Source organism: Rahnella sp. GSA61A, from assembly GCF_019969905.1.
GTDB classification, from domain to species: domain Bacteria; phylum Pseudomonadota; class Gammaproteobacteria; order Enterobacterales; family Enterobacteriaceae; genus Rahnella; species Rahnella aceris.
In genome coordinates this window covers 44053-67661 of record NZ_JAHXYO010000014.1, presented here as the reverse complement: position 1 = coordinate 67661, position 23609 = coordinate 44053, and the positions used below count along the sequence as shown (strand labels likewise).

General features: G+C 51.9%; 18 protein-coding genes and 1 other RNA gene. 9 read left to right on the top strand and 10 right to left on the bottom strand.

Annotated features, from left to right (window positions below):
- Positions 1–71: 71 nt before the first annotated feature.
- Positions 72–473, bottom strand: coding sequence for a Z-ring associated protein ZapG (gene zapG, locus LC431_RS17510; RefSeq protein ID WP_013577242.1), 402 nt, complete (start codon positions 471–473; stop codon positions 72–74).
- A 285-nt stretch (positions 474–758) separates the two neighbouring features.
- Here zapG and zapE point away from each other — a divergent pair, with 285 nt between their 5' ends.
- The 5 genes from zapE to sspB all read left to right on the top strand — a co-directional run bounded on the left by zapE (position 759) and on the right by sspB (position 4528).
- Positions 759–1898: a cell division protein ZapE gene (gene zapE / locus LC431_RS17505; protein WP_112151046.1), complete on the top strand. Its 1140-nt coding sequence runs from the start codon at positions 759–761 to the stop codon at positions 1896–1898.
- Positions 1899–2216: 318 nt separating this feature from the next.
- Positions 2217–2645, top strand: coding sequence for a 50S ribosomal protein L13 (gene rplM, locus LC431_RS17500; protein WP_013577239.1), 429 nt, complete (start codon positions 2217–2219; stop codon positions 2643–2645).
- Positions 2646–2661: 16 nt separating this feature from the next.
- On the top strand, positions 2662–3054 hold the full coding sequence (rpsI, locus tag LC431_RS17495; RefSeq protein WP_013577238.1) for a 30S ribosomal protein S9: 393 nt from the start codon (positions 2662–2664) through the stop codon (positions 3052–3054).
- A gap of 334 nt (positions 3055–3388) precedes the next feature.
- Complete coding sequence (gene sspA, locus LC431_RS17490) at positions 3389–4030, top strand: stringent starvation protein SspA (RefSeq protein WP_013577237.1); 642 nt, start codon at positions 3389–3391, stop codon at positions 4028–4030.
- Positions 4031–4033: 3 nt separating this feature from the next.
- Positions 4034–4528 (top strand): ClpXP protease specificity-enhancing factor, encoded by a 495-nt coding sequence (gene sspB, locus LC431_RS17485; protein ID WP_013577236.1) that lies wholly within the window; start codon positions 4034–4036, stop codon positions 4526–4528.
- A gap of 163 nt (positions 4529–4691) precedes the next feature.
- On the opposite strand, the gene LC431_RS17480 is transcribed toward sspB, so the two are convergent.
- Together LC431_RS17480 and gltB are read right to left on the bottom strand one after the other, a co-directional pair.
- Positions 4692–6110, bottom strand: coding sequence for a glutamate synthase small subunit (locus LC431_RS17480; protein ID WP_013577235.1), 1419 nt, complete (start codon positions 6108–6110; stop codon positions 4692–4694).
- Between the two features lie 9 nt (positions 6111–6119).
- Positions 6120–10577 (bottom strand): glutamate synthase large subunit, encoded by a 4458-nt coding sequence (gltB, locus tag LC431_RS17475; protein ID WP_223510132.1) that lies wholly within the window; start codon positions 10575–10577, stop codon positions 6120–6122.
- A gap of 872 nt (positions 10578–11449) precedes the next feature.
- Between gltB and arcB the strand changes: the two genes are divergently transcribed.
- Positions 11450–13789 carry an aerobic respiration two-component sensor histidine kinase ArcB gene (gene arcB, locus LC431_RS17470; RefSeq protein WP_112198094.1) on the top strand — a complete coding sequence of 780 codons (2340 nt, stop codon included), beginning with the start codon at positions 11450–11452 and terminating at the stop codon, positions 13787–13789.
- Between the two features lie 896 nt (positions 13790–14685).
- Positions 14686–15408 (top strand): monofunctional biosynthetic peptidoglycan transglycosylase, encoded by a 723-nt coding sequence (gene mtgA, locus LC431_RS17465; RefSeq protein WP_013577232.1) that lies wholly within the window; start codon positions 14686–14688, stop codon positions 15406–15408.
- A gap of 79 nt (positions 15409–15487) precedes the next feature.
- On the opposite strand, the gene dolP is transcribed toward mtgA, so the two are convergent.
- From dolP to LC431_RS17445, 4 genes are all read right to left on the bottom strand, one after another.
- On the bottom strand, positions 15488–16063 hold the full coding sequence (dolP, locus tag LC431_RS17460; protein WP_013577231.1) for a division/outer membrane stress-associated lipid-binding lipoprotein: 576 nt from the start codon (positions 16061–16063) through the stop codon (positions 15488–15490).
- 9 nt (positions 16064–16072) lie between these two features.
- A complete protein-coding gene (gene diaA, locus LC431_RS17455) occupies positions 16073–16663 on the bottom strand; it encodes a DnaA initiator-associating protein DiaA (RefSeq protein ID WP_013577230.1) in 591 nt (196 codons plus the stop codon).
- A gap of 30 nt (positions 16664–16693) precedes the next feature.
- Positions 16694–17062 carry a YraN family protein gene (locus LC431_RS17450; protein ID WP_223510131.1) on the bottom strand — a complete coding sequence of 123 codons (369 nt, stop codon included), beginning with the start codon at positions 17060–17062 and terminating at the stop codon, positions 16694–16696.
- A 65-nt stretch (positions 17063–17127) separates the two neighbouring features.
- Positions 17128–19164 carry a penicillin-binding protein activator gene (locus LC431_RS17445; RefSeq protein ID WP_013577228.1) on the bottom strand — a complete coding sequence of 679 codons (2037 nt, stop codon included), beginning with the start codon at positions 19162–19164 and terminating at the stop codon, positions 17128–17130.
- Positions 19165–19225: 61 nt separating this feature from the next.
- On the opposite strand from LC431_RS17445, the gene rsmI reads away from it, so the two are divergent.
- Together rsmI and rnpB are read left to right on the top strand one after the other, a co-directional pair.
- Positions 19226–20095, top strand: a complete 870-nt coding sequence (gene rsmI, locus LC431_RS17440; protein WP_013577227.1) for a 16S rRNA (cytidine(1402)-2'-O)-methyltransferase — start codon at positions 19226–19228, stop codon at positions 20093–20095.
- Between the two features lie 25 nt (positions 20096–20120).
- An RNA gene (rnpB, locus tag LC431_RS17435) (RNase P RNA component class A) lies at positions 20121–20499 on the top strand.
- Between the two features lie 55 nt (positions 20500–20554).
- Here rnpB and LC431_RS17430 read toward each other — a convergent pair.
- The 3 genes from LC431_RS17430 to LC431_RS17420 are packed head-to-tail and all read right to left on the bottom strand — an operon-like array spanning position 20555 to position 23603.
- Entirely contained in the window at positions 20555–21364 is an 810-nt protein-coding gene (locus LC431_RS17430; protein WP_015690517.1) for a M23 family metallopeptidase, read from the bottom strand.
- A gap of 3 nt (positions 21365–21367) precedes the next feature.
- Positions 21368–22234, bottom strand: coding sequence for an A24 family peptidase (locus tag LC431_RS17425; RefSeq protein ID WP_223510130.1), 867 nt, complete (start codon positions 22232–22234; stop codon positions 21368–21370).
- 19 nt (positions 22235–22253) lie between these two features.
- Entirely contained in the window at positions 22254–23603 is a 1350-nt protein-coding gene (locus tag LC431_RS17420; protein ID WP_223510129.1) for a hypothetical protein, read from the bottom strand.
- Positions 23604–23609 lie beyond the last annotated feature (6 nt).

The following is a 23609-nucleotide window of genomic DNA, read 5'->3' as shown; positions in this document are numbered from 1 at the left end:
ACGGCACATGCACGGGACATATGCCGTAAATACGCCTGCATAACGATTGTTATGCAGGTCAGGGGCGTCTGTTATTTACGAACCGGACGCTCACCACGCAGCAGACCGGACGCGCCATCAGAATAATCGCGTGGCATTTGCACCGGTACCTGATCGTTATCGGCCTCGGAGCCGGTCAGGCGGTAGTTGAACGGATTATCTTGCTCGGGCATATCGGGCAGCAAATTGTTGGAGCTTTTAGCCATGTGCTGATACAGCTGACGGTAATCAGTCGCCATGTTATCCAGCAACTCTGCGCTGCGGGCAAAATGGCCCACCAGTTCCTGACGGTATTCGTCGAGTTCGGCTTTGCTTTTCTCCAGTTCGTTTTTCATGACTTGTTGATCACGTAATTTACGATTACCAAAGCGCATCGCTACCGCACCAATCGCGATACCGACCACTAATCCAATGAGTGCATACTCCCAGGTCATAATGACTCCTATTTTGACTTCGTTGTCCCGCAGGGCTTTTTCACGTAACTTTTATGACTTAACTTCTTTACACAATGGTTTTAACGTAATTGTTACACGCATTTGTCATGCAATAGCTCCACTATAACCGTTAACCTTGCCAGAGTGGAATCCTGCGGGGAAAATCACTGCTATCTGTTGGTTTTTTCATACACAGACAGCCGGGAAAAGCGGCGAACCCACGGCAAAAAAGCGGCTAAACGACGTGAAAAACATAAAAATTTTTTCTCAGGGACGTTAACAAAGATGCAATCTCAATCACCCCTTTTCCTTTATCAGAACGCTGTGGATGCCGGTGAATTCCAGGCGGATGCTGTTCAGAAACAGGCTGTCGCAAAGCTTGATGTGATTTATCAGGCACTTTCCGCGCAGCCCGCAACAATGCCTCAGACCACCGGTCGTGGAGGGTTGCTGGGCCGTTTGTTTGCAAAATCTCCGCCGAAAACCCCTTCGCGACCAGTACAGGGACTGTATATGTGGGGCGGCGTGGGGCGCGGTAAAACCTGGCTGATGGATTTGTTTTTCCACAGCCTGCCCGGTGAACGTAAGCTTCGCCTGCATTTTCACCGCTTTATGTTGCGTGTCCATGAAGAACTGACGGAGCTTCAGGGGCAGGAAGATCCGCTGGAAGTGATTGCTGACCGCTTCAAAGCGGAAACGGACGTACTCTGTTTCGACGAGTTTTTTGTTTCGGATATTACCGATGCGATGTTGCTGGCGACGTTGCTGCAGGCGCTGTTTGCCCGCGGTATCACCCTGATTGCGACGTCGAACATTCCGCCTGATTTGCTGTACCGCAACGGTCTGCAACGCGCGCGGTTCCTGCCGGCCATTGATCTGATTAAAGAATATTGCGATGTGCTGAATGTGGATGCCGGCATTGATTACCGTCTGCGTACGCTGACACAAGCCAATTTGTGGTTATCGCCTGTTGGCCCTGATACGAGTGACGCGATGCATTCCATGCTAGGCAAACTGACCGGCAATCACAGTGGCGCGGAGGCAGGCGAAAGACCCGTACTTGAAGTGAATCATCGTCCGCTGCAGGCCATTGCTGCCGTTGACGGCGTGCTGGCGGTGGAATTTCATACCTTATGTGAAGAGGCGCGCAGCCAGCTCGATTATATTGCGCTGTCGAAAATCTATCACAGTGTACTGCTGCATAATGTGCCGGTGATGGGCGCAGACAGTGAGAACGCTGCGCGGCGTTTTCTGGCGCTGGTCGATGAATTCTATGAGCGCCATGTAAAACTGGTGATTTCCGCAGCGGTGCCGATGTTTGAGATTTATCAGGGGGAACGGCTGAAATTCGAATATCAGCGTTGCCTCTCGCGTCTGCAGGAGATGCAGAGTGAGGAATACCTCAGGCGGCCGCATCTGCCGTGATTTTAATTGATTATTATTTGCTCAGCCTGTGGTATAAAAAGGCGCAGTAAAGCCTGCATGGCGAACCCTCAGAAGACGTTGAGGTAAATCTTCCTTTTTGTCGAAAAAGGGTTCGATCTTTGCGGGAGACTTCTCTATAATCTTGCGACCCCACGTTACTACAAAGTTTTTTTCCCGAAACTTTATAAGTGCCAGCATTGGCTATTCGAAGGGGTAGGTTTGCTGGACGATGGTCGTGTGAACCTCAAATACTTATTTTATAAACAAGTAAGCGTTCGGGTGTTCGCCAACGTGTAACTTTAATTGGGTAAGCTTTTAATGAAAACTTTTACAGCTAAACCGGAAACCGTACAACGTGACTGGTTCGTAGTTGACGCTACCGGCAAGACCTTAGGTCGCCTGGCCACTGAACTGGCTCGCCGTCTGCGTGGCAAACATAAAGCGGAATACACTCCGCACGTTGATACTGGTGATTACATCATCGTTCTGAACGCAGAAAAAGTTGCTGTTACTGGCAACAAGCGTAACGACAAGATTTATTACCATCACACCGGCCACATCGGTGGTATCAAGCAAGCGACCTTTGAAGAGATGATCGCTCGCCGTCCTGAACGCGTGATCGAGCTCGCGGTTAAAGGCATGTTGCCAAAGGGCCCGTTGGGTCGTGCAATGTACCGTAAAATGAAAGTTTACGCGGGTAACGAGCACACTCATGCGGCGCAACAACCGCAAGTTCTTGACATTTAATTCGGGATTATAGGCAATGGCTGAAAATCAATACTACGGCACTGGTCGCCGCAAAAGCTCCGCCGCTCGTGTTTTCATCAAACCGGGTAGTGGTAACATCGTAATTAACCAGCGTAGCCTGGAACAGTACTTTGGTCGTGAAACTGCCCGCATGGTAGTTCGTCAACCACTGGAACTGGTCGACATGGTTGAGAAATTCGACCTGTACATCACCGTTAAAGGTGGTGGTATCTCCGGTCAAGCTGGTGCTATCCGTCACGGTATTACCCGTGCACTGATGGAATATGACGAAAATCTTCGTGGCGAACTGCGTAAAGCTGGCTTCGTTACTCGTGATGCTCGTCAGGTTGAACGTAAGAAAGTCGGTCTGCGTAAAGCACGTCGTCGTCCTCAGTTCTCCAAGCGTTAATTTTCTGCTGCTATTGCAGCACAGTGCTTCGGCACGAAAATCAGCGTCAAAAACCCGGTGTTTCACCGGGTTTTTTTATGCCTTTTGTTCCGTAATTGCAGGGGAAATGATCTCCTGACACACAATTCCCCATGAAATCGTCTCACCGTCCCCCACAGCCTGCGTAAAATCTGGTAAACTATCACACACTTTTGTGCCTGTTCGCCGAGCAGTTGACGTTGCCGCGCTTCCTGGCTGGGTTCGCCTTGCCGATGGTTGTCTATGAAACTACGGGACAAAAACTGCAGGCTGGCGATAACTCGCTGTAATATTCTAGATAAACTTGGAGGTTTTCATGGCTGTCGCTGCCAACAAACGTTCGGTAATGACGCTGTTTTCCGGCCCGACCGACATTTTTAGCCATCAGGTACGTATCGTACTGGCGGAAAAAGGTGTCAGTGTCGAGATCGAGCAGGTTGAGATGGATCACCTGCCGCAGGATCTTATTGACCTCAACCCTTACCGCACTGTACCGACACTGGTTGATCGTGAGCTGACCCTGTTTGAATCCCGCATCATCATGGAATATCTTGATGAGCGCTTCCCGCATCCGCCGCTGATGCCGGTTTATCCGGTTGCCCGTGGTGAGAGCCGTCTGATGATGCACCGCATCGAAAATGACTGGTATTCGCTGATGCGTCAAATCGAGCAAGGTTCTGCGACTGAAGCGGACGCTGCACGTAAGCAACTGCGTGAAGAGCTGCTGGCGATTGCGCCAATCTTCTCGTACATGCCTTATTTCAAAAGCGAAGAGTTCAGTCTGGTCGATTGCTACCTGGCTCCGCTGTTGTGGCGTTTGCCAGAGCTGGGCATTGAATTGTCAGGTACCGGTTCGAAAGAGCTGAAAGGCTACATGACCCGCGTCTTCGAACGTGATGCTTTCCTGGCTTCCCTGACCGAAGCAGAGCGCGAAATGCGTTTGCATACCCGAGGTTAAGGTATGGAGATGACCGACATGTCTCCGCGTCGCCCCTATCTGCTGCGGGCTTTTTATGACTGGTTGCTGGACAACCAGTTAACCCCGCATCTGGTGGTTGACGTGACGATGCCTGGCGTGATGGTGCCGATGGAGTTTGCGCGTGACGGACAAATTGTTCTGAACGTTGCGCCGCGTGCTGTCGGCAATCTCGAACTGGGTAATGATGACGTACGCTTTAACGCCCGTTTTGGTGGCGTACCGCGTAACGTGTTTGTACCGATTGCTGCTGTTCTGGCAATTTATGCCCGTGAAAACGGTGCCGGTACCATGTTCGAACCTGAACCTGCTTATGAAGCCGAAGGTGCCTTTGACGGTGACCTGAGCGCTGATGAGCCGACAGAACCGACCATGTCAGTCATTGATGGTGATTTGCCGGATGTGGCTGAAGAAGATCCGGATGATGAGCCGCCGACACCGCCTCGCGGTGGTCGCCCGGCATTGCGTGTTGTGAAATAACAACCCGCTCAATCCGGCTTCATGCTTAAACCCTGCGTTGTTACGTGGGGTTTTTTATTGCCTTAAATACGCCGCCGCCTCTTTTCGCCAGTGCAGATTGCATACGATTAAAAAAACAACGGGGCTGCCATCGCTGGCAGCCCCGTTTTGATGCCCCGCCGGATCAGACTTCGAGGAAGTTCATGATGCCTTCTGCGGCCTTGCGGCCTTCAGCAATCGCTGTCACCACCAGATCAGAACCGCGAACTGCATCGCCACCCGCGAAGATTTTCGGATTGCTGGTCTGGAAGGCGTTGTCGCTGCCTTCAGGGGCAACGATGCGTCCCTGAGAGTCCAGCTCAACGTCATGGGCTGCCAGCCATTCCATTTTGTGAGGGCGGAAACCAAATGCCATCACCACGGCATCAGCTTCCATCACATGTTCGGAACCGGCCACGATTTCTGCACGACGGCGGCCATGGGCATCCGGAGCGCCCAGTTCGGTACGCGCCATACGCACGCCGCATACGCGGCCTGAATCATTCAGCTCGATGCTCAGCGGTTGCAGGTTGAATTTGAAATCCACACCTTCTTCACGCGCATTCTTCACTTCACGACGCGAGCCCGGCATGTTCTCTTCATCACGACGGTACGCACAGGTTACATGCGTTGCGCCCTGACGAATCGAGGTACGCACGCAGTCCATTGCGGTATCACCACCGCCCAGCACCACGACGCGTTTCTTATCCATCGTCACGTAAGGTTCTTCCTGGCTGTCATCGTAGCCCATCAGCTGCTTGGTGTTAGCGATGAGGAACGGCAGGGCATCGTACACGCCCGGCGCATCTTCGTTCGCCAGGCCACCGCGCATGGACTGATAGGTGCCAACGCCGAGGAATACAGAATCGTATTCCGCCAGCAGCGCATCAATAGTGATATCTTTGCCGACTTCGGTATTGAGCTGGAATTCGATACCCATCTCAGTGAAGATTTCGCGACGCTTGGTCATCACTGATTTTTCCAGCTTGAAGGCCGGAATACCGAAAGTCAGCAGGCCGCCGATTTCCGGATGGCGATCGTAAACCACCGCTTTCACACCGTTACGGGTCAGGACGTCTGCACAAGCCAGACCTGCCGGGCCTGCGCCGATGATCGCCACGCGTTTGCCGGTTGGCTGCACGTGAGACATATCCGGACGCCAGCCCATCTCGATCGCTTTATCGTTGATGTAGCGTTCGATGTTACCGATGGTCACTGCACCGAACTCATCGTTCAGGGTACAGGAGCCTTCGCACAGTCTGTCCTGCGGACAAACGCGCCCGCAGACTTCCGGCAGGCTGTTAGTCTGATGCGCGAGGTCGGCTGCTTCCATGATGCGACCTTCGTTCGCCAGCTTCAGCCAGTTCGGAATGTAGTTGTGAACCGGGCATTTCCATTCGCAGTAAGGGTTACCGCAGGACAGGCAGCGGTCAGCCTGTGATGCGGCCTGCGTTGCTGAGAACGGCTCGTAAATTTCCACAAACTCAATTTTGCGGATCTTCAGCGCTTTCTTAGGCGGATCAACACGCTGCAGGTCGACAAATTGATAAACGTTTTGACTCATCTTAACCTCTTACTGCGCTTGTACCCGCAGCTCAGCTGCGGAACGACTACGGTGACCCAACAATGCTTTGACATCACTGGACTTCGGTTTTACCAGGGCAAATTTAGGCGCCCATTCCGGCCAGTTCGCCAAAATCTCTTCACCACGGGTCGATGCGGTCAGCTGTACGTGTTCGATGATCAAACCGCGCAGATGCTCTTCATGGATAGCCAGATCGGCTACTTCCAGGACTTCAACCAGTTCCGGGTTAACACGTTTGCGGAATTCGCCATCTTCATCAAGAACATAAGCGAAACCACCGGTCATGCCTGCGCCGAAGTTGACGCCGGTACGGCCCAGCACACAAACAATGCCGCCGGTCATATATTCACAACCGTTATCGCCGATGCCTTCCACCACGGTGATGGCACCGGAGTTACGTACCGCGAAACGCTCACCCGCGCGGCCTGCAGCAAACATTTTGCCGCCGGTTGCGCCATATAAACAGGTGTTACCGATGATGCTGGCTTCGTGACTGCGGAACGCAGAACCAATTGGCGGACGAATGGCAATGCGGCCACCCGCCATACCTTTGCCCACATAGTCGTTCGCGTCGCCGGTCAGCATTAAATCTACGCCGCCTGCGTTCCAGACGCCGAAGCTCTGGCCTGCGGTGCCGTTGAAGTTAATACGCACCGGATCAGCCGCCATGCCCTGATCGCCATGTTTCTCTGCAATCGCACCGGACAACATAGCGCCAACGGAACGGTCAGTGTTGCGGATATCAAAGTAGAACGCTTTGCTCTGTTTTGAATCGATATGCGGCGCGGCCTGTTCCAGGATGTCTTTATTCAGCTGACCCTTGTCGAACGCCGGGTTGCTTTCGGTGCAGTACACCGCTTTGCCTTCATGCGGCGTGGCCGTTGCCAGTATCGCAGAAAGGTCGAGATTGTTTTGCTTGGCGGTGAAACCGTCCAGTTCAGTCAGTAAATCGGTACGACCAATCAGATCCACCAGTTGGCTGACGCCCAACTCGGCCATGATTTCACGGGTTTCCTGCGTAATGAACCTGAAGTAGTTCGTTACACGTTCCGGCAGGCCGTGGTAATGGTTACGACGCAGTTTTTCATCCTGAGTTGCCACGCCCGTTGCACAGTTGTTCAGGTGACAAATACGCAGGTATTTACAACCCAGCGCCACCATCGGGCCGGTACCAAAACCGAAGCTTTCTGCACCAAGAATCGCTGCCTTGATGATGTCGAGGCCGGTTTTCAGGCCGCCATCAACCTGCAGACGGATCTTATGACGCAGGCCGTTGGCCACCAGTGCCTGTTGTGTTTCTACCAGGCCCAGTTCCCACGGACAACCGGCATACTTCACCGAAGACAGCGGGCTTGCGCCGGTGCCGCCATCGTAGCCAGCGATAGTGATGAGATCCGCGTAAGCTTTTGCCACGCCAACGGCGATAGTGCCGACGCCCGGTTCAGACACCAGTTTCACCGAAATCATCGCTTTCGGGTTGACCTGTTTCAGGTCGAAAATCAGCTGCGCCAGATCTTCAATGGAATAAATATCGTGGTGCGGCGGTGGAGAAATCAGGGTCACGCCCGGTACGGAATAGCGCAGTTTCGCGATGTACGGCGTCACTTTGTCACCCGGTAACTGGCCGCCTTCGCCTGGTTTTGCACCCTGCGCCACTTTGATCTGGATAACGTCAGCATTGACCAGATACGCCGGTGTTACACCGAAACGACCGGAAGCCACCTGTTTGATTCGGGACACTTTATTGGTGCCGTAACGCGCCGGGTCTTCGCCACCTTCGCCGGAGTTAGAACGTCCGCCGATGCTGTTCATCGCTTCGGCCAGAGATTCATGCGCTTCCGGGCTCAGTGCGCCGATAGACATCGCTGCGGTATCGAAACGGGTAAATAAACCTTCCGCCGGTTCAACCTGATCAACAGGGATCGGCTGGCCTTTTGGCGTGACTTTCAGCAAGTCACGCAGTGTGGCCACCGGACGCTCGTTTACCAGTTTGGCGTATTTCTTATAATCGTCGTAATCACCGCTGTTGACAGCGGCTTGCAGGGTAGTGACCACGTCCGGGTTATAGGAATGGTATTCGCCACCGTGGACAAATTTCAGCAGGCCGCCCTGATCCAGCGTTTTGCGTTTCAGCCACGCGCGCTTGGACAGGTTCAGTAAGTCCTGTTCGAAGTCGCTGTAACCGGCACCGCCGATACGGCTGACGACGCCGTTAAAGCAGGTGTTGCACAGATCCTTCGCCAGACCGACTGCTTCAAACAGTTTCGAGCAACGGTAAGAGGCGACGGTTGATATGCCCATTTTGGACATGATCTTGTACAGGCCTTTGTTGATGCCGTTACGGTAGTTCAGCATCACTTCACGGTATTTCTTCTCGATGACCTGGGAGTCGACCAGTTTTGCCAGGGTTTCGTAGGCCAGATACGGGTAAACCGCAGTGGCACCGAAGCCAATCAGCACGGCGAAATGGTGCGGGTCACGGGCGCTGGCGGTCTCAACAATGATGTTGGCATCGCATCGCAGGCTTTTCTCAACCAGACGCAACTGCAGCGCACCGACGGCCATGGGTGCAGGCAGCGGCAGGCGGTTCGGGGCGATATTGCGGTCAGACAGCACCAGCAGAACCGCGCCGTTACGCACTTTCTGTTCGCCTTCGTCACAGAGTTTCTGGACGAACTGCTCCATATTTTGTTCGGTCGGATCGTACGTAATATCCAGCGTTTCCGCGCGATAGTGTTTGCTGTCGAGCGTGGTCAGCTGTTTAAAGTCAGACCACAGCAGGATTGGCGATTTGAAGCTCAGACGGTGAGCCTGACCTTCGGCTTCGCAGAACACGTTCATCTCGCGGCCGATGCTGGTCGCCAGAGACATCACGTGGGCTTCGCGCAGCGGATCGATTGGCGGGTTAGTGACCTGCGCAAATTGCTGGCGGAAGTAGTCATACACGATACGCGGACGGCTGGAGAGCACGGCAAATGGCGTGTCGTCACCCATGGAGCCGACGGCTTCCTGACCGTTTTCACCCAGTACGCGGATGATCTGATCGAGTTCTTCGCTGCTGTAGCCGAATTGCTTCTGGAAAGTTTCCAGTAAGGTGTCTTCCAGCTCACGGCTGCCCACCTGATCTTCCGGCAAGTCTTCGAACGGCACCAGACGCTGAACGTTTTTCTCCATCCATTGCTTATAAGGATGGCGGCCCTTCAGATCGTTGTCAGTTTCTGCAGAATGGTGGATTTTGCCGCTGCGGGTGTCGATCACCATCAGCTCGCCCGGTCCGACGCGGCCTTTTTCGACCACTTCGTCCGGCTGATAATCCCAGATGCCAACTTCGGACGCACAGGTGATCAGCTTATCTTTGGTGATGACATAGCGCGCAGGACGCAGACCGTTACGGTCAAGGTTACAGGCGGCATAACGGCCATCTGACATCACGATACCGGCCGGGCCATCCCACGGCTCCATGTGCATGGAGTTAAAGTCGAAGAATGCGCGCAGATCGTCGTCCATGTCCGGGTTTTGCTGCCAGGCTGGCGGCACCAGCAAACGCATGGCGCGCAGTAAATCCATCCCGCCTGCCAGGAACAGTTCCAGCATGTTGTCCAGCGAGCTGGAGTCCGAACCGGTTTCATTCACGAACGGTGAGGCGTCTTGCAGATCGGGGATCAGCGGCGTTTTGAATTTATACGCACGGGCACGCGCCCACTGGCGGTTACCGGTGATGGTGTTGATTTCGCCGTTGTGCGCCAGATAGCGGAAAGGCTGAGCCAGTTGCCAGCGCGGTACGGTGTTGGTCGAGAAACGCTGGTGGAACAGGCAGATGGCCGATTCCAGACGCAGGTCGGCCAGGTCTAAATAGAAGCGTGGCAGATCCGCAGGCATACACAGGCCTTTATAGATCGTGACCACGTTGGAGAAACTGCACACATAGAAGTCTTTATCCTGAATGCGTTTCTCAATACGGCGGCGTGCCATATAAAGGCGGCGCTCCATGTCACGCGGACGCCAGCCGGCAGGCGCGTTGACAAAAATTTGTTCGATGCGGGGCAGGGAGGAAAGCGCGATTTCACCGAGTACGTCCGGATTGGTCGGAACGTCACGCCAGCCCACCACGGACAGCGTCTCGTTTTGCAACTCTTCTTCAACAATGCGGCGGCTTGCCTCAGCTTCTTTTTCATCTTTGCTGAGGAACAGCATGCCAACGGCATAGTTTTTCGCCAGACGCCAGCCACGTTCTTCAGCAATCATGCGGAAGAAACGGTCAGGTTTCTGTAAATGAAGGCCACAGCCGTCGCCGGTCTTGCCGTCAGCAAGGATCGCACCACGGTGTTGCATACGGGCCAGCGCGTGGATCGCAGTACGCACGACCTTATGGCTAGGTTCGCCTTCTATATGGGCGATCAGGCCGAAACCACAGTTGTCCCTCTCTTGGGATTTATCGTACAACATTACGTGAACCTCCCCAGGCTCTGCGAGACTCTCACACCAATCGCGAGCGGGCTTATACACAGAGGTTTGTCCGCAATTTCGCGCACTCTTGCGGTGCGTTGATTGCCCGGACATCTCCGTCAAAGGCCTCTCGTGATGGTTCTCACAAGTGGTGGTTGACTTGTTTTAATGAGGGAGTCTTCAATTACTGCATAAATATGACGAGTTGCTCACCCGTCGAGATTGCTTCCAGCGGACTCCCAACTTAGCGAGAAAGCACAGACAGGTCAAATGGCGATTTAAGTTATATTAAAAGTGATATAAAGAGATTTAATTATTTGAAATATATATGTTTTATGGGGTTTTTGCTGGCATATTTCCGATGGGGGCATGCACGTAAAGTGTGAGCTGACTCACTATGGGGAAAGCGTAAGATCTCCGCACCGTGCTGGCAGGGGCGTAATTACCAGTATTTTATACTGGAAAATACTGTACCCATGCGGTTTGTCACTGTTTTTAACCTGACAGTAATAATGTGTTAGTCCGGTGTTTGTAATAAGAATTATTCATACTGCCACGAATGACTTTATTTGCAGTAATAATGAATAGTTATGCCTGTGCGAAACGCACCGGGAGAGAAAATATTCGGAGGATAAAAGGAAAAAATGTTAGCTGGACGGCAGTTGGCAACGCGTGCAGCCTGATAAAGCCGGCCGATATTAATAATATCACCGCAGATAATAGTCAATAACTCTGCCCTTATTTCCTGCATTGCACCATGACAAGCCCCTGCAAGGTGCATCTCACAAACTTCACGCTCAATTTATCCCCTGCCATCACGCCGGTGAGGTTTTGCGGTATGATTCAGACGACTTCGTTTTAAGGGAAACGTTATGAAGCAAATCCGGGTTTTAGCGCAGTATTATGTCGATCTGATGGTCAAGCTGGGGCTGGTGAGATTCTCACTGTTGCTGGCGTCTGCGCTGGTGGTACTGGCAATGATTGTCCAGATGGCGGTCACGATGCTCCTGCGCGGGCAGGTTGAGAGTATCGACGTCGTTCGTTCCATCTTCTTTGGTTTGCTGATCACGCCCTGGGCGGTTTACTTCCTGTCGGTGGTGGTTGAACAACTTGAAGAGTCGCGTCAGCGTTTAGCGCGTCTGGTCGATAAACTGGAAGAAATGCGCCACCGCGACCTCGAACTGAATCAGCAACTCAAAGACAACATCACCCAACTGAATCAGGAAATCGCCGACCGTGTGAAAGCGGAAGAAGCGCGTCTGGCAGTGGTCGATAAGCTGAAACTCGAAATGCAGCACCGCGAACAGGCGCAGATCGAACTGAGCCAGCAATCTGCATTATTACGCTCTTTCCTCGATGCCTCGCCGGACCTGGTGTATTACCGCAACGAAGACAAAGAATTCTCCGGCTGTAACCGGGCGATGGAACTGCTGACCGGCAAAAGTGAAAAGCAACTGATCGGCCTGACTCCCAACGATGTTTATACTCCGGATATCGCCGAGAAAGTGGTCGAAACCGACGAGAAGGTTTTCCGTCACAACGTTTCCCTGACCTACGAACAATGGCTGGTCTATCCGGACGGGCGCAAAGCCTGCTTCGAATTGCGTAAAGTGCCGTTTTATGACCGTATCGGTAAGCGACACGGGCTGATGGGCTTCGGACGCGATATTACCGAGCGTAAGCGCTATCAGGACGCGTTAGAGAACGCCAGCCGTGAGAAGACCACTTTTATCTCAACGATCAGCCACGAGCTGCGTACGCCGCTTAACGGCATCGTCGGGCTGAGCCGCATTTTGCTCGACACCGAGCTGGACAAAGAACAGCACAGCTACCTGAAAACCATTCATGTCAGCGCGATCACCCTCGGCAATATCTTCAACGATATTATTGAAATGGACAAAATTGAGCGCCGCAAAGTGCAGCTTGATAACCAGCCGGTTGATTTCACCGAATTCCTCTCCGATCTGGAAAATCTCTCCGGACTGCTGGCCCAGCCGAAAGGGCTGAAATTTATCATGGAGCCTGACCTGCCGTTGCCGCGCAGTATTACGACGGACGGCACGCGTCTGCGCCAGATTCTGTGGAATCTGATCGGCAACGCCGTCAAATTCACCCGCGAAGGTGAGATTGTGCTGAGCGTGCATTATGAACCGAACGATATGCTGCGATTTGTCGTGCGCGATTCCGGTCTGGGGATCCCGCAGGATGAGCAGGACAAAATCTTTGCCATGTATTATCAGGTGAAAGATCAGAACGGCGGTAAACCGGCGACCGGCACAGGGATTGGGCTGGCGGTCTCAAAACGTCTGGCGCAGGCAATGGGCGGTGATATCACCGTCAGCAGCGTGCCGGGTCAGGGTTCCTGCTTTACGCTCGTCGTACGCGCACCAACGCTGGATTCACCGGCTGACCTGGCCAGTGACGAAGAAGACATGCCCTTACCGGCGCTGCACGTGCTGCTGGTCGAAGACATTGAGCTGAACGTCATTGTGGCGCGTTCAGTGCTGGAGAAGTTAGGTAACAGCGTGGAAGTGGCGATGAATGGCCATGATGCGCTGGAGATGTTCGATCCTGACGAATTCGATCTGGTACTGCTGGATATCCAGTTGCCTGACATGACAGGGCTGGATATTGCCCGCAAGCTGCGCACCGATTACGCCGGACAACGTCTGCCGCCACTGATTGCCCTGACAGCAAACGTGCTGAAAGACAAAAAAGAGTATCTCGATGCGGGAATGGATGACGTGCTGAGCAAGCCGCTGTCTGTTTCCGCGCTGACCGCGATGATTCAGCAGTTCTGGGATCATCAGCCTGACGTTTCCGTAGTGGAAAAGGAGCCCGTAGTGATGAAAGACAGCGAATCGTTGCTTGATACCGCCATGCTTGAGCAGTACATCGACCTCGTTGGGGCGAAACTGATTTATCAGAGTGCGGATATGTTTGAAAAAATGATGCCGGGCTATCTGGCTGTGCTTGATTCCAACATGACGGCACGCGATCAAAAAGGGATTGCCGAGGAAGGCCACAAAATCAAAGGCGCGGCGGGTTCTGTTGGCCTGAAACATTTACAGCAACTGGCACAACAAATTCAGACGCCGACATTGCCAGCCTGGTGGGATAACGTTCAGGAATGGATTGATGAGCTGAAGGCCGAATGGCGCAATGACATCAAAGTATTACGTGACTGGACGGCAAACGCTGAAAAAAAATAACCCCGGCCGAGGCCGGGGTGCGCGAATACTGCGCCAACACCAGGGAAAGAGGTAACCCACGATAGTTTTTAGGGTTCGGTTTTCGCAGGTCTTGGAATTCAGGTTTAAAGTCTAATACATCCTGTAGCAATCAACATAACAAATATAAGCAGAACTGTTACAACATTCATTAAAAACTGTGATGTAGATTAGTCTTTGTCTATACAAAACATCAAGTCTTTATCGCAGGATTTTTGACAGAATACAAATGAAGCATGTTGATGTTGTATTGGCGACATGCAATTTTGCTTATGGAAGTGAACAATAGCAGGCGGTTTTGCAGGTGAATTTGCGACATGCTCGTCTATGAAACCGGTTCTATAAATTGAAAAATTTATGCCAACTTGTTGTAATATATGATTTAAGTGTGAATTTCAGCGAAATGATCTCTCCGGAGCCAAAAGAGATCTGAAATTTATTTTAAATGAAAAAATTTCACTTAGGTTTATGCGTTTTTTATCTGATAAAAAGGTGCACACCCTGCTGATTTTTTAGGTATCACAGGTGTTGTATTTGACTTAGTGCGTTAACGCATTACGGAATAATTGATGAGAATTTATTCACTTTCACTGATTGGAATCATAAATTAATCTTACGTATCTTTTGTTGATTAGTTTACAAAAATTTTACTTTTTTGCTTAAAAATCAGTCGCAGTGAAAAAAGCAAGAGTTCCTGACTGTTTGACGGAACTCCTTGATGGTAGTGGTTTAATCGGAATTTTTCGTTCTGAATGTAAGCAAAAGTTTCATTGTTATTGCTCAATTGTTAGCAATATTGTGCAGCATTTCGCTAGCCTGATCTTGCAGGTTATTATTGAGATTGATTAGATGGTCGGATGTGTTGTGGAAAGCGCCAAATGAATAAAATTACTCGAAAAGGCCTGTTGCGTACGCCGCTGTTATGGCTAAAACGCGCAGTGATACTGTTACTCTGCTTATGGGTAGCGGGCATTCTTCTTTTTTCTTTTTTACCCGTGCCTTTTTCTGCCGTGATGGTGGAGCGCCAGATTTCCGCGTGGCTGACCGGTGATTTTGGTTATGTTGCACATTCGGACTGGGTGCCAATGAGTGAGATTTCCTCACCAATGGCGCTCGCGGTGATGGCGGCGGAAGATCAGAAATTCCCGACTCATTGGGGATTTGATGTCGATGCTATTCAGTCGGTGCTGGATAAAGACGGCGGAAAAATGCGTGGTGCTTCGACATTATCCCAGCAAACCGCTAAAAACCTGTTTCTGTGGGATGGGCGCAGTTGGGTGCGTAAAGGGCTTGAGGCCGGGCTGACCGTGGGTATTGAAACCGTATGGACAAAACGTCGCATTCTGACGGTGTACCTGAATATCGCGGAGTTTGGTGATGGCGTCTTTGGCGTCGAGCAGGCTGCGCAGCATTTCTTCCATAAACCGGCCAGCCGCCTGACTGCGTCTCAGGCCGCGTTACTGGCCGCAGTGTTGCCGAATCCGCATCTGTTTAAGGTGAATGCGCCTTCTGCGTATGTCATACGCCGTCAGCAATGGATCCTGCGTCAGATGAGCCAACTCGGTGGTGAGTCTTTCCTGCAAGAGCATAAACTGCATTAGAGCGGATGATGTTTACAGTAAAAAAAGGACAGCCTGAGCTGTCCTTTTTGGTTATAACGTACTGAATTATTTCACGTAGCTATTTAACGTAAGTAAAGGCCGTGGTGACGTGTTTAACGCCGCTCACGCCAGCCGCTATCCCAGCCGCTGACTTACCTTCTTCCTGCGTCACCAGACCCAGCAGGAACACTTCGCCGTTTTCGGTGGTGACTTTGACGTTAGATGATTTAACTGAATCACTGGTCAGCAACTGAGAACGGACTTTGGTGGTGATCCACGTATCCATTGACGCTGTGCCCATGCTGACCGGCTTACCGGTACGGATTTCGTTGTACACTTCCGTTGCGCCTTCAACACCCATCGCAATTTGTTTTGCGCGAGAAGCCATATCCGCCGTCGGCGCCTGACCAGTTAACAGGACTTTACCCTGATACGCAGTCGCCACGATGCGGGCTTCGTCTTTCAGTTGTTTATCTTTACTCACCGCATTAGAGACACGGGCTTCCAGCGTGCTGTCATCAACCTGAGTGCCGACCGTACGTGGGTCAGTCGTTGTTTTTGTTGCGACGCCAGCCGCACCAACTACCGCAGCGGCGACACAGCCTTGTAGCAGAAGGGCGCTTAACAATACAGCAAAGAGAGGACTCGCCTTCATGGGATCTCCTTAATCGTCCTGGTGTGGGAACAGCGTGTTATCTATCAGGTCACAGAGACAGTTAACTGTGAGCATATGCATTTCCTGAATGCGGGCGCTGCGATGAGAGGGAATGCGGATCTCAACATCATGAGGCCCCAGTAAACCCGCCAGCTCGCCGCCGTCATAACCTGTTAATGCGACAATGGTCATATCACGGGTTACCGCTGCTTCAACGGCTTTGACAATATCACGGCTGTTGCCGCGGGTAGAAATGGCCAGCAGAACATCACCCGCCTGACCTAAGGCGCGCACCTGTTTAGCATAAATTTCTTCATGCAGTCGATCGTTGGCAATCGCAGTGAGCACAATGTTATCTGCACATAATGAGATTGCAGGAAGGCTGGGACGTTCAGTTTCAAAACGATTAATCAGACTGGCGGAAAAATGCTGCGCATTTGCCGCAGAGGTGCCATTGCCGCAGCACAGAATTTTATTGCCGTTAAGCAGCGATTGCACCAGCGTCATCGCGGCGCGGGAAATCGCGTCAGGCAAGGCTTCTGCCGCCGCAATCTGAGTTTGGATACTTTCTGTAAAGCAGACTTTGATTCTATCCAGCACGGGTTTTCGTCCAGTCAGTCGTCGTAATATTTATTCCGCATTGAAGGCATCAAGCAGCCATTCTATCTGGCTGCCGGTGATGGCAAAAACATCAAAACGGCAAGATGATGTGTCAAAGCTTGCGTTCTTTCCTGCAAGCCAGAAAGAGGCAGCGCGTAACAGGCGCTGCTGTTTTTGAATCGTCACGCTGGCCGCCGCACCACCAAAACTGGCGTTGCGCCGGTAACGGACTTCAACAAACACCCAGGTTTGCTGGTCACGCATGATCATGTCAATTTCACCGGCACGGCAGGCCACATTGGCCGCCACGAAGGTTAACCCGGCTTCTTCGAGATAGCGTCGTGCAAATGCTTCGTATTTATCGCCGCACGCCCGCGTTTTTGACAAAAAAGACTTCATCAGTACGTCCTTGTACCTGTAATGGCTGAGAATTCCGATCTCTGTTGAGCTGTTTCAGTTTTCTCTTAAGAAGAAACTGGCACCAGCGAACCCTGACGGTATTGCAGCCATGGCAATTTACGGTGGATCACGCAATTGCTATTGGCGCTCAATTCTCCGGTGCTGCCGGAAACCTGGAAGCCAGGCAATGTGCGCATCTGGGAGAAATGATTTGCCAGATTCCAGGCATCGATCCCCATCGCATAGAGACGAACCAGCGAATAGTCGTTACCAAACTTCGCGGCTGCCTGCTGCATCAGCGCAGGGTTACCGCCTGCCAGTAAAGGAATATCGCTAAACTGCACGCCTTCCATTTCGAGACGGTAATCCGGACCGGCACCTGCCTGATAGCTGCGCGAACTGGCGTACACTGAAGGATGCACGCGGCCATTCACGGCCAGATCCAGCATCGGTTTAATCAGCGTCAGTTCACTTTGTGTCGCAACAACGTAGACGGAATCCACTGCGCCACCGGTACTGCCTTGCGTAATCTGTGCATCTGTCGGCGGCGCCGGGATGGTAATGCCACCAATTGTGACACCCTGCGCTTGTGCTGGCGCGGCTGCATCACTGGTGGTGACCGGCGTACCGGTCAGGCGGATACCGCTGCCAATAGAAGAACGCAATTCACCGGCGGAACCGAGACCTTGTTTCAGTACGGTTTGCCCGCCCAGTTTCTGCCATTCGTTAGCAAAAGCCTGCGCGATACGGTCGCCGAAGCTGCCACGCGGCACCAGTAACAGCGGCATACGTTTCTGCTCAGACCACATGTGGCGCGCAGCATCCTGTGCCTCGTCTTCCGGCGAGAGCGCAAAGTAACAGATATTCGGGCTGTTTTTCTCAGTTTCTGGCTGATTGAGCGCTAAAACATTCAGAGGCGTCTGGTCAGAAGCGAGTGCGTTCACCTGATCTTTCAGCAGCGGGCCGACAACCAGCGTTGCGCCATCCTGCTGAGCCTGCGTCAGAAGCGCGGCCAGAGGCTGACCATTGGTATCATACACTTTCACCTGCCCGTTGCTGCTGGCCACGGGCGCAGCGGCTGGGGTTGCGGCAGGCTGAGCCTGGGAAGGATCGGTTTGAGACGCGGTATTTTGCGCGCTGGCGTCCGGTGCAGATGTACTGACGGCTGCGTTCGGGTCTGCCGGCGTCTGAGATTGTGCGTTTGGATCGGTCGGTGCCGTTTGTGCCGCTGGCTGGCTGACCTGACCGCTCATTGCCGCATTAAAACCCTGCTGAATGGCATTCCCGTAAACCTGTGCCGGGCCGCTCATTGGCAGAAACAGCGCAATTTTGCCGGTTGAAGCAGGCTGGAAAGTCAGCACATTATTGAGCTGAGTCGGCAGGCTTTTCGCTGCCGGATTCACCGGATAACGGCGCTGCCAGTCTTTAATCCCGGCTTTCAGTAAATCAGGATCCTGCTTGTTGCTTTGCCAGACGCTGAGTAAATCCAGCCATCCCTGCAGCGTATTTTCATCCGCATTGATCACGATGCTGTTGACGTCCTGTGCGGACATCTGCGTCAGCGCCATCCAGGTGCGGTCAATGTTGTCCTGATGCGGCTGACCTTGTACCAGCGGCTCCTGCGCGATATAGGCGCGGATCACGCCAAGGCTGGTGCGCCCCTGACTGGCATCGATTTGCGCCTGATAATAACGGGCTTTCTGATCGTTGGTCAGATCGTGGGGATCCAACTGGCTCAGACTGGTGGCTGCTGCCGGATAATTTTTCAGCGCAACCTGCACTTCTGCACTGGTCAGTTGCTGTTCGACGGTTTGGGCAGCCGTCAGATTTTGCGGCACTTTAGCCAGCTGTTCCGCCGCCTGAGGCGCTTTGCCTTCGCGTATCAGGGCACGCACTGCAAGCAATTGCCAGTCAGCCTTGTTATCATCACCGCTTTGCTGCGCCTGCTGCAAATAATAGTCAGAGCTGCCGGACGCTGCACCCTGGACACTTTCTGTCGGTGCCTGCGGCGCCTGACCTGAACAGCTGGCAAGAAGCATGGCCACGATGATGGCAGGGAGTAAACGTCCCGAACGGGTACGAAAGGTCATTGAGGAAGGCATTCAGTTTCCAGTGATGTTTTTTTAAGATGCTCAATATTAAATCGGCAATCCGGATGAAACAATGAATCAAGACGATCAAGCAGATATTTCTGCCTCAACGCTGTATATCGTACCGACGCCAATTGGCAATTTAGGGGATATTACCCAACGCGCGCTGGCCGTACTGAACAGTGTAGATTTGATTGCTGCAGAAGATACCCGCCATACCGGATTGCTGCTGCAACATTTCGCGATCACGGCAAAAATGTATCCGCTGCATGATCATAATGAACAGCAGAAAGCTGAGCATTTACTGGCGAAATTGCAGGCAGGCCAGACGATAGCGCTGGTCTCGGATGCCGGTACGCCGCTGATCAATGATCCTGGCTATCACCTTGTGCGTCGCTGCCGCGAAGCCGGTATCCGCGTGGTACCGTTACCCGGTGCCTGTGCGGCGATCACCGCGCTTTGTGCCGCCGGTTTGCCCTCTGATCGTTTCTGTTACGAAGGGTTTCTGCCCGCCAAAACCAAATCCCGTAAAGATACGTTGCAGGCATTGATTGAAGAACCCCGCACGCTGATTTTCTATGAATCCACGCACCGCCTGTTGGACAGTTTGCAGGATATGGTCGAAGTCTGGGGGCCAGATCGTTATGTCGTACTGGCGCGTGAACTGACCAAAACCTGGGAAAATATTCACGGTGCGCCGGTGGGTGAACTGCTGGCATGGGTGCAGGAAGTCGAAACGCGCCGGCGCGGTGAAATGGTGCTGATCGTTGAAGGCCATAAGGTCGATACCGAAGCCTTACCGGCGGAAGCCCTGCGCACACTGGCATTGCTGCAAAAAGAACTGCCGCTCAAAAAAGCGGCCGCGCTGGCCGCCGAAATCCACGGTGTGAAGAAGAATGCGTTGTATAAATACGCGCTTGATGAGCAAGAGGGTGACAAATAGGGCGTAATACCCTATTATCCGCCGCGGAGTTGACCAGACAGTCGCCGCTTCTTTGCCGTCCCTTTCGGGGGAGACAGAAGGAGGGGAGGAAAGTCCGGGCTCCATAGGGCAGGGTGCCAGGTAACGCCTGGGAAGCGCGAGCTTACGACAAGTGCAACAGAGAGCAAACCGCCGATGGCCCGCGCAAGCGGGATCAGGTAAGGGTGAAAGGGTGCGGTAAGAGCGCACCGCGCGGCTGGCAACAGTTCGTGGCAAGGTAAACTCCACCCGGAGCAAGGCCAAATAGGGGTTCACATGGTACGGCCCGTACTGAACCCGGGTAGGCTGCTTGAGCCAGTGAGCGATTGCTGGCCTAGACGAATGACTGTCCACGACAGAACCCGGCTTAACGGTCAACTCCACTCTATATAAAACAATGAGTTGGTGTATTCCTGAGGAATGCACCAACTTTTGTTCCCTTCAGGACACTTTCTGTAAACGATATCTTCCGCTCTTCAGCACCACTTTATAATCCCCAAACACTTTCTGATCCGCACTGGCATAAATTATTTTCTCGCGATACTTCACCATGACTTTTTCCTGCCCCGCGATTTCAGTCACCAGCATGATTTTCGGTACTGAAATTTTCGAAGTCATCTTGGCTGTCATCTGGCCGTATGAGGCATTGGATGCTGACAGGAATTTCACGGCGTCAACCGGCTGCCCCTGATGCATCAACTCAAAATGCAAATGGGGGCCGGTGCTGCGTCCGGTATTGCCGGAGTAAGCCACGATGCTGCCCTGTTTGATCTCCTGGCCGGCGACGACATTCAGTCTGTTCAGATGCAGGTAGCGGCTTTTCCATCCTTGCGGGTGGCGTACCACCACGTAATTGCCAGCGACGGGATGGTACTTCGCTTCAACGACGATCCCTTTTTCTGTGGCAAACACCGGTGTAAACGGTGGGGCGGCAAAATCGGTTCCCTCATGCTGGGAAAAGCGTCGCAAAAGAGGATGCCAGCGCATACTGAATGCAGAAGTGATCCGTAAAGGAATGTTCAGTGGTGAGCTAAAATGGGGATAACCTGCGGAGACTTCATTAACCGCTTGCGGATGACTGAGCGATGTTTTTTCTCCGGCGACGATAAATAACATCGCCTGAGAAAAAGTGGCAGGAGGATTTTCCTTGTCGGCACGTGCTGCACGCAGCAAAACCATTGTGACAGGGGCATCGCCTCCTGCTTTTGCCATAAACGGCAGGAGCAGGATGAAAGGAAATATCCGGCGCATGGTTTACAGCTGCTCAATAAAAAAAATCACCAAACCGGCCATCGAAATCGAAGGACCGAAGGGAATGTAATGCTTTTCAGCAGCCGGATGATTTTCATCCAGAGTCCGGCGCTGGTTCAGCACAGTACAGAGCACATACACCATAATGCCTGAGGCTGCCGACCACATGATCAGTTCCGGAATTTTCTCCATTCCCACCCAAACGGTGATCGCAGCCATTAGTTTGACATCGCCATAGCCCAGCCCCTCACGGCCACGCCATTTATCATACGCTGCCATCACGGCATAAAGCACAAGCCAGATAATGACGGCACCACAAATTGCCGATCGCGGCCCGATATCCGTAATCCCCAATACTGAGCAGAGTAAGCCACTCCATAACAGCAATGACACCAAACTGTCGGGCAAAATCAGATGCTTAAAATCAATTACCGTCAGACTGTAAAGCAGACAGAAATAGAGGAAAAAGCAGCAGATCTGAATTTCTGTAAAATGCGGCAGCCCTGCAATCGCCAGTGCGGCAAAAATGCCCCCGCACAGTATTTCGGAAATCAGATACTGTGCGGAGATTGGACTTTCACAATGACGACACTTTCCCTTAAGCCATAACCAACTCAGAACAGGGATATTGTCTCGCTTCATTACGGAAGCACCACATGCCGGGCAATGAGAAGGTGGCCACCAGAGATTCACTTTAACAGCGTCCGGTTCCGTACCGTATTCTGCGAAAATCATTAACGGCAATCGATAAATTAGCACATTAATAAAGCTGCCAATAAACAATCCGAATATCAGTGCCATAACAGGATAAAACCAAAAATAGAAAAGAGTCATTAAAACGATTCCCTGCGAGAATGAACGGAAAAACACGGTATTTTCAATGAGAGCGTTATTTCTCTGTGATACCTTTTTTTACTTCCATAAAATCAATGAATATATTTGGTTCTTCTTCCGTTGCAATTTCTAATCGCTGCGAAAATAACTGAGTGCCTTTGGTGTCGCAAATATAAGCATTGTCTGATGTCGGTTGCTTTCCCATCATTTGTGCAAAGGTAAATCCTTTCTGCCCTTCCGGAATATGGATAATATTGAAACCGGGCACTTCCCTAAACGAATCGACAGCCGGATCCTGAAAATGGGTTAAGTCGGTATAATCATCCACCGATCCTTTAGCACCATTCAGGCATGTAAATATATCACTACCCCGTATACCTTGCTCGTTAATAGCCCCCTGTCCGTTCCAGATACCCGACCAATGCACACCTCCGGCAAGACGAGTATGAATTGCAGCAACATCTGTTATGGCCATCCTCTCGTTATCCAGGTAGTAGGGAATAAGGTACTTACTCTCTGTTTTATCATGATTGAGCGTATCTTTCCCGTTTGAAACGAAAGCATACTCTGCAGGATAATCATTGTTGATCCCGAAACTCTTATAGCGTACGAAATATTCTCCGTCATCACTTTGGAGTGTCCAGGCTGCAAGCCGTTGCTCACTGCCATCAGCATCGCCGAGCAACAAGGCTTCTAAGTGTATGACTTCCATATGACGATGAGGAAGATAAACAACTAATTCATGCCCTTCCCCCCCCGTGCTGTTGTTGCTGGTATTACCTTCAGGTCCGTCTGAAGCGCGGGGGAAAATAATCGTGCCAACCCATAACTTTTGATTTTTGCTGGCGGCCAGTTCAATCAGTTCATCATATAAAGAGAGATTTCGCGTCGAGCTCGTCATTGCTGGCTTACATTTATAACGCTGCTCTTTCAGGGAGACAGGCGTACCTGAACATGCCGTAATTGCCGGGAAAGGGTCGCCTTTCTGATAGGGTTTCGCATTAATGATGGGCAGGCCCCAGTCTCCTTCTTTACCGCCACTCACCCAGCTGTAATTGGCTTGTGTATCATAGTGAAGGTAGTGTTCTGAGAAATCAAAATTGTCATCTGTTATCTCCGGTAAACGCTGGGCAGGAACCTGTCCGGAAGAGGATTCTATATACATAATATTTATTGCAATTGGCAGGGAGTTTTTCTCCTCATAGGAATATTTGTCACCACTTCGGGTATATCCAAAAAAATTAGCAATAGGCAACGCAAGGGGCATATCCAGCGGTTGTGCTGTACCGCCACCGCTATCAGATTCAGCAAATTTGAACACGCCTCCTTTAGGTATCGTGGCCGAAAAGCTATTAACCGATACTATATTCAAGAAAATGAAAAGCAGAATTATTTTTTTCATCATACACCC